The 12711-nt window shown below is 70.9% G+C and carries 10 protein-coding genes; 2 read left to right on the forward strand and 8 right to left on the reverse strand.

Going from position 1 to position 12711, the window contains the following annotated elements; translation table 11 throughout:
* Positions 1-31: 31 nt before the first annotated feature.
* From ACVTJA_RS40010 to ACVTJA_RS40030, 5 genes are all read right to left on the reverse strand, one after another.
* Positions 32-2686, reverse strand: a complete 2655-nt coding sequence (locus ACVTJA_RS40010) for a protein kinase domain-containing protein (RefSeq protein ID WP_465828336.1) — start codon at positions 2684-2686, stop codon at positions 32-34.
* A gap of 121 nt (positions 2687-2807) precedes the next feature.
* Positions 2808-3584, reverse strand: coding sequence for a hypothetical protein (locus tag ACVTJA_RS40015; protein WP_465828338.1), 777 nt, complete (start codon positions 3582-3584; stop codon positions 2808-2810).
* Positions 3581-4861, reverse strand: a complete 1281-nt coding sequence (locus tag ACVTJA_RS40020) for an ABC transporter permease (protein ID WP_465828340.1) — start codon at positions 4859-4861, stop codon at positions 3581-3583. The genes ACVTJA_RS40015 and ACVTJA_RS40020 overlap by 4 nt, the downstream gene beginning before the upstream one ends.
* Positions 4858-5559, reverse strand: coding sequence for an ABC transporter ATP-binding protein (locus ACVTJA_RS40025; protein ID WP_465828342.1), 702 nt, complete (start codon positions 5557-5559; stop codon positions 4858-4860). Before ACVTJA_RS40025 ends, ACVTJA_RS40020 begins: the two co-directional genes overlap by 4 nt.
* Positions 5556-7217: a hypothetical protein gene (locus ACVTJA_RS40030; protein ID WP_465828343.1), complete on the reverse strand. Its 1662-nt coding sequence runs from the start codon at positions 7215-7217 to the stop codon at positions 5556-5558. The genes ACVTJA_RS40025 and ACVTJA_RS40030 overlap by 4 nt, the downstream gene beginning before the upstream one ends.
* Positions 7218-7526: 309 nt before the next feature.
* Here ACVTJA_RS40030 and ACVTJA_RS40035 point away from each other — a divergent pair, with 309 nt between their 5' ends.
* Positions 7527-8630, forward strand: a complete 1104-nt coding sequence (locus ACVTJA_RS40035) for an alpha/beta hydrolase (RefSeq protein ID WP_465828345.1) — start codon at positions 7527-7529, stop codon at positions 8628-8630.
* A 58-nt stretch (positions 8631-8688) separates the two neighbouring features.
* Here the strand turns inward: ACVTJA_RS40035 and ACVTJA_RS40040 are convergent, their stop codons facing one another.
* Entirely contained in the window at positions 8689-9603 is a 915-nt protein-coding gene (locus tag ACVTJA_RS40040) for an NAD-dependent epimerase/dehydratase family protein (protein WP_465828347.1), read from the reverse strand.
* A gap of 93 nt (positions 9604-9696) precedes the next feature.
* On the opposite strand from ACVTJA_RS40040, the gene ACVTJA_RS40045 reads away from it, so the two are divergent.
* Positions 9697-10788, forward strand: a complete 1092-nt coding sequence (locus ACVTJA_RS40045) for an AraC family transcriptional regulator (protein WP_465828349.1) — start codon at positions 9697-9699, stop codon at positions 10786-10788.
* On the opposite strand, the gene ACVTJA_RS40050 is transcribed toward ACVTJA_RS40045, so the two are convergent.
* Positions 10670-11473, reverse strand: a complete 804-nt coding sequence (locus ACVTJA_RS40050; protein WP_465828351.1) for a hypothetical protein — start codon at positions 11471-11473, stop codon at positions 10670-10672. The genes ACVTJA_RS40045 and ACVTJA_RS40050 overlap by 119 nt on opposite strands.
* Positions 11474-11509: 36 nt before the next feature.
* Positions 11510-12697 carry an ABC transporter substrate-binding protein gene (locus tag ACVTJA_RS40055; protein ID WP_465828354.1) on the reverse strand — a complete coding sequence of 396 codons (1188 nt, stop codon included), beginning with the start codon at positions 12695-12697 and terminating at the stop codon, positions 11510-11512.
* Between the last annotated feature and the right edge of the window lie 14 nt (positions 12698-12711).

The raw sequence follows: 12711 nt of genomic DNA on the forward strand, positions 1-12711 counted from the left end.
GGCCCGCCCCCCGGAGGGAGCGGACCTGGGGCTAACGGCAGCCGCGCTGCCGCTTGAGGGAAACCCGCGCGGTGGCCGCTCCCTGCCCCGGCTCGGAGTCTGGCACGTCGACCGAGGCTTCGTCGTGGCACTTCAGCTTGAGCTGGATCTGCCGGGTGCCGGCGGGCACCTGGACGACCGCCGGGGTAACCCCCAGGTCCTGGCCGTTCACGAAGATGGCGGCGCCAGCCGGCTTGGAGTCGACCCGGACGGGCACCTTCACCACGAGGGGCTGCAGCTTGAGGGCCACCTCGGCGGGGTCACTCCCGGACACGGCGACCTTCTGCGACGCCGTCTTGAACTCCGGAGCGCTGACCTCTACCGCCCACTCCTGCCCCGAGATGGGCACGTTCTTGATGAAGCGGTCCTTGCGGCCGCGCGGGCGCACCACCTTGCCGTCCACCTTCACCTCGGCGTCCTCGGGCTCGGTGTCGAGCATCAGGGACGCCGTGCGCACCATGCTCTCCAGCTCCACGTGGACGGGGGTGACGTCCTTGCCCTTGGCGACCTCCACCGTCTTCGTGAAGGGCTTGTAGTTCTCCGCGCTCACCACGACCATCACCTGGCCTGCGGTGACCTCCTTCAGGAGCGTCGTCTCCTTGCCCACCGCCACCTGCTGCGTGTCCAGCAGCACCTTCACGGACTCGCGGGCCTCGGCCGGCACTCCCTGCAGGTCCACCAGGATGTAGCCGGTGCCCGGCCGCGAGACGATGAACCCCACGCCGGCCAGCACCAGCAGCGCAGCCAGGCCCAGCGCGCCGAAGAGCATCACGCGCTTGTCCAGGCCCCGGCCCGCCAGCGCGGGAACCGCGGCCGTCGGACGCTCCTGGTCGTCGTCCTCATCCTCATGCGCGACGGGGGCACCCGCGCGGGCCCCCGGCCCCTGGCCGATGACGGGCGGCGGGCGCGAATACCCCTGGTTCACCTCCGGCGGCAGCGCCGAGCGCGGAATGCCCTGCGACACGTCCGGCGGCAGCGCCGAGCGCGGAATCCCCTGCGACAGGTCCGGCGGCACGTCGCGGACGATGCGCGGCAGTCCCTCCCCGCCGCGCGAGGGGCGCTGCGAGGACGAAGACGGCGCATCCGCCGGCGACAGCGTAGGCACGCCCATGGACGCGCGCGGCGGCATGGCCGGCGACAGCGCGGGCGGCGACACGGCGGGCATGCTCGCGTGCGACAGGCGCGGCGCGGAGGGCGGCAGCGAGGAGGACGGAGGCGGCAGCACGGCCGTCTTGCCGGTGACGGACTCCTCTTCCTCGTCCTCCGGGCGCACGGCCCGCGTCTCCAGCGGGGTGACGGCGCGGCCGACGTTGGCGCCCGGCTGCGTGGTGGGCTCGGGGCTGTCGTCGAAGACGTGGTCGCTGGACACGAGCTGCGTGGCCATGACCTCGTCTTCCTTGGGCGCGGGCGCGGCGGTGGCCGCCGTCAGCTTGGGCAGCGCGGCCAGCGTGGGCGAGCGGCGCACGCCGTTGTTGTTGGCGTTGTTGCCGCCGCTGGGGGCCACCACGCCCATGGACGCCGTCGCGCGCGGCGGCGCGGCCACCGGCTGCACCACCGGCACCGGCGCGGGGGCCGGCTGCGGCACGGCCACGGGGGCGGGCGCGGACGGCGGGGTGTTGAAGGACGCGGCCTCCAGCGCGGCCATCATCCCGTCGGGCGGCTTGATGTCCGCGTACTCGAGGAGCCGCTGCTTCTCGCGCTCCACCTCCTCCGCGAAGGTGGACTTCATGTACTGCGCGAGGTCCTTGCGGCTGAAGATGGTGTCGCTGGTGATGAGGAAGCGCTGCAGGTCGTCGCCCAGCTCGCTGGCGTACTGGTAGCGCTCGTCCACGTCCTTCGCGAGCGCCCGGAGGACAATCTTCTCCAGCACCTCGGGGATGCGCCGGTTGTACGTGGAGGGCGGCGGCACCTCGGCCTTGCGCACCTTCTCCAGGACGCTGAAGTCGCTGTCGCCCACGAAGAGGCGCTCACCGGTCAGCATCTCGTAGAGGCACACGCCGATGGCGAACACGTCCGAGCGCCTGTCCAACGGCAGGCCGCGGATCTGCTCCGGGCTCATGTAGCCGAACTTGCCCTTGAGGATGCCGGCCTGCGTCTTGGTGGCCTTGCCCGCCGCCTTGGCGATGCCGAAGTCGATGACCTTGACCTCGCCCTCGTAGGAGAGGAGGACGTTCTGCGGCGAGATGTCGCGGTGGACGATGTTCATGTCCCGCCCCATCCCGTCCTTCTTCCGGTGGGCGTAGTCCAGGCCCTCGCACATCTTGGACACGCAGAAGGCCACCAGCGGCACCGGCGCGGGCTCCCCCTTCTTCCGGCAGCGGTCGAAGATGGCCCGCATGTCCTTGCCGGGGATGTACTCCATCGAGATGAAGTAGCTGCTCGCGATCTGCCCCAGCTCGTAGATGCTCGCGATGTTGGCGTGCGTCAGCTGGACGCTGATCTTCGCCTCATCGATGAACATCGAGATGAACTCTTCGTCCTCCGCGATGTTCGGCAGGATGCGCTTGATGGCCACGAGCCGCTCGAAGCCGCTCGCGCCGAACTGCTTCCCGCGCCACACCTCCGCCATGCCGCCGATATTGATGCGGTCCAGAAGGAGGTACTTCCCAAAGGGGATGGGCTGACGCTTCGGTTGAGTGGTCGTCACGTGGGGGAGGGTCCGTTCGTTAGGAGCCTAGCGATCGCAACTCCATAGGGTCAACCACGGGTGAGCCTCCCGCCCCCCGCCAGGCAGGCTGGCCGCCCCCTCTCCGGACGGCCGCCGTGGCTCAGGGCTGGACGCGGGAGGTGCCCGCGTCGGGCGCGGGGCCCTCCATGGCGGGCACCTCGCCGTCACGGAAGGCCTCTGCCTCGGGCTCCTCGTCGGGAGGCGTGGGCTGCACCAGGAGGAAGCGCGTCTCGCCGCCGACGGACAGCACCGCGGGCGCGCCGAAGTGCTGCTCCGCCGGCAGGCCCACCAGCGTCACCCAGGCCCCTTTTCGCTCGGGGGCAACGCAGTACAGCAATGTTCCAGGGCGGACACCCGGGGCCTCGCGCACGGGGCCCTCGCAGTCCTTGCGGACCTGGAGGGCGTACGCGGCCACCGGCTCGCCGTGCACGAGGTACGGCGGCTTGCCGAGCTGCTCCAGCAGCGGCTGGAGCACGCGCGGGTCGTCCGGCACGGACTGCTCCGTGGCCATCTCCTGGGCGAGCTTGTGGAAGTGCTGGAGCGACATGGAGGCCACGTCCAGCGAGGACAGCGGCAGGCGGCTCTCCGCCAGCACCAGGTCCGCGAAGAGCGAGCCCACCAGGAGGATGGGCAGCAGCCGGAAGCCCTTGAAGCCCTCACCCTTCCCCTGGGCGATGCCCACCCCGACGATGAGTGCGGCCAGCACGGCCAGGGAGAGAACCAGTGCGGGCCCCACCGGCGAGGGCAGCGCGCTGAAGGCGGCCACCTCCGCGCTCCGGGCGCGCACGGCATCCATGAGGTCGCCGCCGTAGATCCAGGCGAGCGCGGCCAGGCTCAGCACGTTGCCGAGCAGTGTCTTGCGCGAGGGGAGCGTCATCCTGCGAGCGTACGCGCCGGGTCGGTGGCCGCCGCGCGGCGGGCGGGGAAGTACGCCCCGGCGAGCGCGGCGAAGAGGCCCAGCAGCACGCCCCCCACCACCACCGGCCAGGGGAAGGAGAAGAAGCTGTCGGGCTTGAAGGGAAAGTTGGGCAGGTAGCCCGTCGCCAGCCGATTCACGACGAAGGCCAGCAGCAGGGCCACCGCGGTGCCTACGGCGCCTCCGGCGATGCCCACCACCGCGGCCTCGGCGAGGACGATGCCGCGCACGTCCGCGCGCGACGCGCCCACCGCCTGCATGACGCCAATCTCCTTCGCGCGCGCACGCACAGAGGCCGACAGCGCGTGGGCGATGTTCACCGCCGCGAGCAGGCAGATGAGGATGGACAAGAGCGCCAGCGCCGAGGTGACGAGCGCCACCGCCGCGCCCGTGTTCTCCGCCATGCGGCGCTCCTGGTCGTCGATTTCGAGGCCCATGGCCTTCACCGCGTCGACGATGCCGGGCACCTGCGACGGGTCCGTCGCCACCAGCGTGACGCCGGTGAAGTTCTCCGCGTCCACGCCAGCCTCGCGGTTGATGCGGACGGCCGTGTCGAGGGGAATGGTGATGCCGGCGAGCATGGCCCGGTCCGACGCGCCCACCACCTGCGTCTGCGCGGAGCGGGTGGGCCCTCCACCGGTGGCCGCCACGTAGGAGCGGTTGAACTCCACCGGGAAGCCGAAGCCGACAAGCATGTTCGCGGAGAGCTGCGGCAGCTTGCGCGCCGGGGCGAAGGTCTTGTTGTACAGCTCCAACAGGCGAGTGGACACGAGCGCCGGAATGGGCTGGCCCTCGCTCGGGTCCTTGAACTCGCCCATCTGCACGTCGCCCTTCACGAGGCCGGGCTCCACGCCCACGGCGAGGACCTCCATGCCCATGCGCAGCCGGGTGCCGAAGAAGACGCCGTCGTAGCGCGTCACCGCCGGCACGCGCACGTTCATCTTCCGGTACGCATCCTCCACGCCGGGCAGCGAGCGCAGCCGGTCCACCGTGGCCGCGTCCAGCTTGCCGCCGCCGAGCAGCGAGCCCAGCGACACCGCCGAGGGCACCACGTCCACCAGCCTCGCGTCGGTGGGGAAGATCTTCTCGCGGATGACGCGGCCGACACCCAGGCCCAGGCCCAGGAAGAAGACGAGCGCGCCCACGCCCATGGCCACGCCGAAGGCGGAGAAGAAGGCGCCCTTGCGCTCGCGCGCGAGGCTCAGCCGCACCAGCCGGGACAGCGCGTCCAGCCTCACGGGGCACCTCGGGTGGCCAGGTGCAGGTCGGCGCGCTCCTCCACGAGCCGCCCCTCCTTCAGTCGCAGCACGCGCCGGGCCGCGGCGCTCATGCGCTCCTCGTGGGTGACGGCGAGCACGGTGAGTCCCTCGCGATGCAGTTCCTTGAACAACTGGATGACGCCATCGCCGGTGGCCGAGTCCAGGTTGCCCGTGGGCTCGTCGCACAGCAGCAGCTTGGGGCCGCTGAAGAGGGCGCGGGCGATGGCCACGCGCTGTCGCTCACCGCCGGACAGGCGCACTGGCGCGCGGTCCTTCTTCGCGCCCAGGCCCACGCGCTCCAGCATCGCCTCCGCGCGCTTGCGGCCGTCCAGGTGCGGCGCGCCGAAGTGCGACGGCAAGAGCACATTCTCCAGCGCGGAGAGGTTGGGGATGAGGTGGAAGGACTGGAAGACGAAGCCCACGTGCGTGTTGCGGAAGCGCGCCAGGGCCTTGTCGTCCAGGCCGCGCAGCTTCACGCCGCCCACCTCGACCTCGCCCTGGTAGTGCACGTCCAACCCGCCCAGGAGATGCAGCAGCGTGGACTTACCGCTGCCGGACGGGCCCACCACCGCGACGAAGTCCCCGTCCTCCACATCCAGGGACATACCGTCGAGGACGCGCACCTTCGTGCCGTCCCCGTCCACGTACTCCTTCACGACGTCGCGAGCGCGAATCACGGCGTGGCCGGCTGGGTGGTGGTGGTGCCGGGCGCGGCCGGCGTCAGGCGCAGGGACAGTTCCGCCTGCAGGGCCCGCTCCTTGCGCGACACGGCCAGCGTCACCGCGCGCAGGTCATCGGTGGCCTCCAGCCAGCGCACGGTGGTGGCTTTGATTGCGAAGCCGCCGATGCCCCACGCCTCGGAGGGCAGGTTCTTCACCGCGTCCGACAGGCGGCGCAAATCGAGCACCAGCGAGAAGGCGGCGTCCTTGCCGGCGTCCTTCAGGTCCGCGGCCACCGGGCTTTCGTTGGAAGGCTTCGCGAGCGAGGCCAGCGTGGACTCCAGCCGGGCCTTGGGCGCGGCGACCACCAGTCGTCCGTTGGGGCCGAGCGCGAAGTGGGCGCCCTCCCCCGCGCGGTAGGACGTGAGGTAGACGCGCTGCCCGTTCAGGTCGGACGACTCCACCTTCGCGCCGAAGTCCTCGGCCATGGCGGGCAGCTTCTCCAGCGTGGACTGCGTCTTCGCGGCGTCCTCGGTGTCCGCCAGCGCGACGAGGTGCACGAAGCGGAACGGGTTGGTGCGGCGCAAGTCGAGCGCGGGCATGCCCATGCCCAGGTTCACCGTGGGCGACAGCGACAGGCCCAGCACCATGCCGGGCTTGAGGTTGTCGAGCACCTCGGTCTTCATGTCGAGCCCGCTCTTCTGCACCGCGCGGGTGATGTAGCCCCCCAGCAGGTACGGCCACGCGCCGTCGAGGTGCGACGGGTCTCCGCGGAAGCGCGCCACGAGGAAGCTGTCCGCGGGCAGCGCGGACGTGAGGTCGGAGGTGTCCTTCAGCGGATCCAACGCGGCGAGCGAGGCCTGCGTGTCCGGCCACGGCGCGTCCGCGTTGAGCGTCACCGCGCGCTCCTCGATGCGGCCCGTGAGGGTGATGCCCTGAACGGTGCCGGCCGGCACGAGCAGGCCGCTGCCACCGGGCAGCCACACGTGGAAGTCGCGCTCCTTGGGGAGCCGCGCGAGGGATGCGGCCAGCACGGGCTCGCTCGCGAGCGACTGTTCCTGCGGCAGCGTGGCCAGCGTACGCAGCGTGGCCACCGAGGGGCCCGCGCCCAGGAGCGCGTAGTCCGCGCCCTTCAGGAAGAGGATGCCCAGCGCGGGCTCGGTGTTGCCGGGGCGGTTGAAGGTGACGAGGTTGCCGCCGTCCACGGAGGCCTTCTGTGTCTCCGAAGCGCCCAGGCGCGTGCGGGCGAACTTGGCGAAGGTCTCCTGGAACGTGTCCGCGTCCTTCACGCCGAGGATGGAGACGGCGCGGTTGCCACCGAGGAACGCCGCGCCCGCGCCGCGAGCGGGGGCGACACCAGCGGCCTCCAGCGCCTGGCGGCTGCGCAGGTCCACGCCCACCTGCCGCATCACCGCGTTCACGTACCCCTCGGCGGAGGAGAAGTTCTGGAGCTGCGCGGCGAACGAGGCGACCTTGAGGTTCTGGAAGCGCGCCAGCTTCTCCCCGAGCGAGCCCAGGTCGTTGATGACGACGGCGGCGTGCGCGTCCTTCGGGAGATAGCGGGCGGGGCCAGCGGCGGCGCTCGAACCGGTGGGGCCAGCCTCCTTGCCACAACGTGAGCAGCCCGCGACGGCGAGCACGAGGAAGAGGGTCGGGAGCCAGGCTCGGCGGAACATCCCGGCAGGACAGGACGGCTGGGCCGGAGAGTCAATTTATTCGTGGGTGGCGTGTAGGACCGGCCCCAGGCCAGGGGGGCGGATGACGGGCAGGCAACGTCCCGGCCCGGGTTTCACGCGTGGCGTGGGTTACCAGCGTCCGGCGTTCCAGGGCCCATGGGGCGCGAGAGGCCTTGTCAGGTCGGGTCCTGTTCCGGCCCGTTCCCGCGCGAACGAAGCAGACCAGGGTGGCCGGGGAGTCTCTTGAGCGGTCCCCTGCCCTGCTGGATGCCTCCCTGCCCCCTCGCATCACGGAAGGACCCACACCCCATGCCTCCGTCCCCCCTCCGCCTGGCGCTCGTGCCGGGCCTGCTGCTGGCGTTCATCCTGAGCACCCCGGCCGTGGCCTCTACCCTCCGCGTCCACTACGACGTGGGCTACGGCAACCGGATTACCGTCCGCGGCAGCGCGGCCCCGCTGTCCTGGACGACAGGGCAGAACGCGACGTGGACGTCCGGCAACGTGTGGACGTACTCGTGGCCGAACAGCGCCGGGGACGTGGACGTCAAGCCGCTCATCAACGACACGAAGTGGTCCATCGGGGCCAACTACCACGTCCGCGCGGGCACCACCGTGGACGTGTACCCGTTCTTCAACCCGGCCCAGGGCACTCGGACGCAGTTCGACAACTTCTGGTCGCCGCAGCTCGGCAACACGCGCACGCTGCGCTTCTACCTGCCGCCGAGCTACTCGGAGAATCCGCTCAAGCGCTACCCGGTGCTCTACATGCACGACGGGCAGAACCTCTTCGACGCCGCCACCGCGTCCTACGGCGTCGAGTGGGGCGTGGACGAGACAGTGAACAGCCTCATCGGCAACGGGCAGATGGACGAAGTCATCGTCGTGGGCATCGACCACACGGGCTCCAACCGCATCTACGAGTACACGCCCTGCTGCGACGCCACCTACGGCGGCGGCGGCGCGGACCTGTACGAGCGCTTCATCCTGGAGAGCGTGAAGCCCTTCGTGGACTCGAACCTGCGCACGCTGCCGGGCAAGGCGAATACCGCGCTGATGGGCTCGTCACTGGGCGGGCTGGTGTCGTTCTACATCGGCCGCCGGCACTCGGACGTGTTCTCGAAGGTGGCGGGGCTGTCGAGCTCGTTCTGGTGGAACAACCAGGCGATGACGGTCGAGGTGGAGCAGTCCACCGTGAAGCTGCCGCTGCGCTTCTACCTGGACGCGGGCACGAACAACGACGGGCTCTCGGAGACGACGCGCATGCGCAACGCGTTGGCTGCGGATGGCTACGTGCAGGGCGCGGACCTGTACTACAACGTGGCCCAGGGCGCGGGGCACACCGAGTCCGCCTGGGCCGCCCGCGTGTACCTGCCGCTCACGTACCTGTTCCCGTGGCAGAGCACGGTGTACTGAGTCGTTTGTGAGAGCACTTCGCGCGGCCTTGCTTGAAAGGCCGCGTGAAGGCTCGCTCTCAGACGCGGCTCGCCCGCCCCAGCGCGGTGAGGTCCTCCGCGAGCGAAGGCCGCGTGCGGTAGGGCTCCCAGCCCAACTCGGTGCGTGCTCGCGCGTTCGACACGCGATTGTCCACGGGGAGGAGCGTCGCGAAGAACGGGCCGAAGTGGTCCACGGCCTGCTCGGGCGGGAGGCTCCTCGCGGGCACTCCGAAGGCACGGCCCACCGTCTCGGCGAACTCGCGCAGGGTGAGGTCCGAGCCGTGGCCGTTGTACACGTGGCCCGGTGGCGCGGCTTCGAGCGCGCGCACGTAGAGGTCCACCAGGTCCTCGAGATGGACACAGGGCAACCGGTTCTCCCCCGAGCCAATCCAATACGAAGTACCCGTCCGGCGGGCCGTGGTGATGAGCCTTCCGATGGGTCCGCCGCCCGCCGCCGTGTGCACGAGGATGGGCACCCGCACGACGCTCGCGCGCACGCCCTTCGCGGCCTCGGCGAGCACGTCCACCTCGACGCGGTGGCGAATCGCCAGACGGAAGCCTTCCTGTGGCGGATGGCCCTCGTCCACCGGAGTCGCGCCGGTGTTGCCCAGCAGGCCAGTGGCCGAAGTCACCACGAGCGGCTTGTCCGTATTCCGGAGCGCGGAAGCGAACGCCGCGACCACGGCTCTGTCCCGCTCGATGGCGGCCTCCAGCCCCGAGGCGAAGTCGAACGCGAGATGCACCACCGCGTCACAGTCCCGCGCCGCGTCCGCGAGCCTGTCCACCTCGGCAAGGGACGCGATGAGCGGTTGAGCCGGAACCCCCTCAGCCCTCAATCGCCCTGTTGCCTCCGCGTCCCGCACGGCCGCGACCACCGTGTGTCCTCGTTCGCTCAAGCGGGCCGCCACCCGTGAGCCGATGAATCCCGTGGCCCCTGTCATCAACACTCGCATGCGTTCCTCCACGTTGTTGGAGGACACAGTGGCCGCTTCACTGTGAGACGTGAATGCTTGCGGGTACGGATTTCCTAACCGATCGTCCCGAGCATGGACCTGCTGAGCGACGTCCTGCGCGACCTGCGCCTCGAAAGCACCGTGCTGAGCCTGGGCGAGTTCCAGGCTCCGTGGGGCTTCGACAAGGGCACCACCGGAGGCGCGCCCTTCCACGTCGTCGTCGAGGGACGCTGCCTCCTGGAAGTCGAAGGCGGCGCGCCCATCGAGCTCGCGCCGGGCGACCTGGTCGTGTTCCCCCACGGCACGCCCCATGCCCTCATGTCCGACCGGAGCGCCCGCCGCATTCCCTTCCAGCAGGTGCTGGAAGCCAACGGCCATGACGGAGCCTGGACGCCGGACAGCCGCATCGAGGGACTGAACCGGCTCCGCATCTCCGGCCCGGGCCCACTCACGCGCATCATCAACGGCGTCTTCAGCTTCCGCGACGCACGCCGCAATCCCTTCGTCGAAGCGCTCCCCACGGTGCTCCACGCGCGCAGGCCGAGCTGGCTCGAAGGCTCGCTCCGCCTGCTGATGGACGAAGCCACCTCGGGACGGCCGGGCTTCCAGACCATCGCGGAGCGCGTCGCGGACATCGTCTTCGTGCAGGCCGTACGCGATTACGCCGCGAGCCTTCCGTCGGACGGCAGCGGCTGGCTGCGTGGCCTCACGGACCGGCAGATTGCGCACGCGCTCGCGCTGGTGCACCGGAGTCCCGGGGACGCATGGACGGTGGCTTCACTCGCGAGGGCGGTGGCCCTGTCACGCACCGTCTTCGCCAACCGCTTCCGAGAGCTCGTCGGCTCGGGTGTCATGGAGTACGTCACCGCCCGGCGCATGCACGTGGCGGCGGGCCTGCTGACGGGCTCCACGGAGACGCTCGCGCACATCGCGAACACCGTGGGCTACGAGTCCGAGATTTCCTTCAGCAAGGCGTTCCGCCGCTGGGCCGGCATCCCGCCCGGGCAGTACCGGCGGAGCAAGCAGGTGATGGCGCTCAACACGCCCGCGTCCCGTGCGCCTGCGCTCAGCGCACCCGCGTCCCGTGCGGCAGCGGGCCGCGCGTCTCCTCGGAGAACTCCAGGAACTGCTCCATCTGCCGCACGGACTCCTCGGTCGCCTCGGCCTCGGCGCTCAGCACGGTGAGCTGGCGGTTGACGCTCTCCGGGTCGCGAATCGCAATCGACTGCTCATGCGTCAGGCGCATCAGGTCCTCGATGCCCGCGAGTTGGTGGCTCACCACCTCGCGGCTCTCGCCCGCCTGCTCGAAGCGCGCGAGGCGCTTGCGGAGGATGTCCACGCGGTTCTGCTTCACGTCCTTGAGCCGCGGATTCGTCTCGCGCGCCAGGTCCTCCTCCAGCTCGCGCACGTCGCGCTCCAGGTGCTCGCGGTCCGAGCTGTTGAGGTAGGACCGGTACTGATTCAGCGTGGAGATGAGCCGCAGGAAGGACGTGAGCAGCGCGTCCAGCCGGGGCTCGCTGTCCACCACCAGCACCTTGCCGCCCGGCAGCTTCTTGTAGTTGGCGAGAATCTTCTCCTTCAGCCCGAGGAGCTGCTGGTAGTGCTCGCGCTGCGACGGCGCCAGGTCCGACTGGAGCGCGTCCACCGCCTTGCGTGCCGCCTCCGGGTCGTCCGGCGTCTTCGCGCGCACCGCGCGCTGGAAGCGCTTCATGGACGACATGACGCCCAGGTAGAGACCTTCCAGCCCCAGGGCCACCAGCATCGGCAGGGGCTCCCCCGTCATCGCCGACGAGGCCGCCGCAGTGCTCAACCCCACCAGGTTGGCGGGCATCATGAATGCGGCCTTGATGTAGTTGGGCGACTTCGCCACGTCCGTCCTTCCCTTCCCCGCGTCACCGGGCTCGAATCAGGGGCCTCGCGCCTCCGACACGTACTTCAACGCGCCCAGATCACGCGTGTCCTCCGCGGGAGGCACCCGCGGTCCCTGCTTCAGTTTCTGGAACAGCGCCGCGGCACTCTGGAAGAGCTCGTCATAGGTGACGGGCGCCTCACCGGAAAGGCCGAAGAAGGCCCGATTGTCCGCCAGCGTCGCCGGCGGCGCGCTGCGGATGGCCTCAATCGGGTCTCCCAGGTACGGCGCCACCTCGCCCAGCATCCGCGCCCCCGCCGTGGGGTCCTTCAACACGCTCTGCCCCGCATCCAACAGTCCACGCAGCACCCGGCGCACCGCGTCCGGGTAGCGCGCCGCGAAGTCCCCGCGCGCCACCAGCACCGTGGCCACCAGGTGCGGCGCATCCGCCGTCGTGGCCAGCACCGCCCCGCCCCTGTCACGCGCCGCCAGCTCCACGTCACCCCACAGCCCCACCACCGCGTCCGCCCGGCCCTCGCGCAGCGCGCGGCCCGCGTCCAGCGTGGAAGGCAGGTCCACCCAGCGCACGTCCGTCGTCCTCAGGCCCGCGCGCGCCAGCACCCACAGCGCGAAGTAGTGCGAGGAGCTGTACGGATACACGCCCACCCGCTTGCCCCGCAGCGCGGAGAGGTCCGGCACGCCCACCGCCGCCAGCGCCTCCTGGCCCCGGCTGCGCCCCACCAGCAGCAACGTGCGCGGCGCCGCGTCCCGCAGCCCCGGAGCCCACGCCGCCAACCGGTCCACGGAGAGCATGGCCATGTCCACGCCGCCGTTCTCCGCTCCAATGGCCAAGGCCTGACGCAATTCCTCCTCACGCGCGAAGAGCACCGCGCGCGCGTCCAGCGCATACGCCGTCTTGAGGAAGCCCTGCGCGGCGCCCGCCGGAGGCACCGGGTTGTCCAGCGTCGTCGCGCCGCCAGTGGCCACCAGCAGCGCCGACGCCGAGCCGCGCGGCGTGAAGCCGATGAGCACGGGCCGCAGTGGCACCGACGCCACGTCCGCCACGGGGGCCGCGACACCTGCGGGGAAGTCACCCGGCGACAGGCGCACCGCCTCGCGAGCGGCGGGGAAGAAGCGCGCCTGGAGCCGGTCCAGGTAGCCCAGGCGGGACGCGAGCACCCAGCCCGCGCCCAGCGCGCAGAGCATGAAGAAGAGGAAGAGGCCTGGCCCGCGGTGGAGCTTCATCCGTCAGTCCCGTT

It is taken from the genome of Pyxidicoccus sp. M6 (genome assembly GCF_055568925.1).

Coding starts and splice junctions, on each gene's coding strand:
- ACVTJA_RS40015 (WP_465828338.1), bottom strand. CDS start 3,584: ATGACGCTCCCCTCGCGCAAGACACTGCTCGGCAACGTGCTGAGCCTG.
- ACVTJA_RS40030 (WP_465828343.1), bottom strand. CDS start 7,217: ATGTTCCGCCGAGCCTGGCTCCCGACCCTCTTCCTCGTGCTCGCCGTC.
- ACVTJA_RS40035 (WP_465828345.1), top strand. CDS start 7,527: ATGCCTCCGTCCCCCCTCCGCCTGGCGCTCGTGCCGGGCCTGCTGCTG.
- ACVTJA_RS40040 (WP_465828347.1), bottom strand. CDS start 9,603: ATGCGAGTGTTGATGACAGGGGCCACGGGATTCATCGGCTCACGGGTG.
- ACVTJA_RS40045 (WP_465828349.1), top strand. CDS start 9,697: ATGGACCTGCTGAGCGACGTCCTGCGCGACCTGCGCCTCGAAAGCACC.
- ACVTJA_RS40055 (WP_465828354.1), bottom strand. CDS start 12,697: ATGAAGCTCCACCGCGGGCCAGGCCTCTTCCTCTTCTTCATGCTCTGC.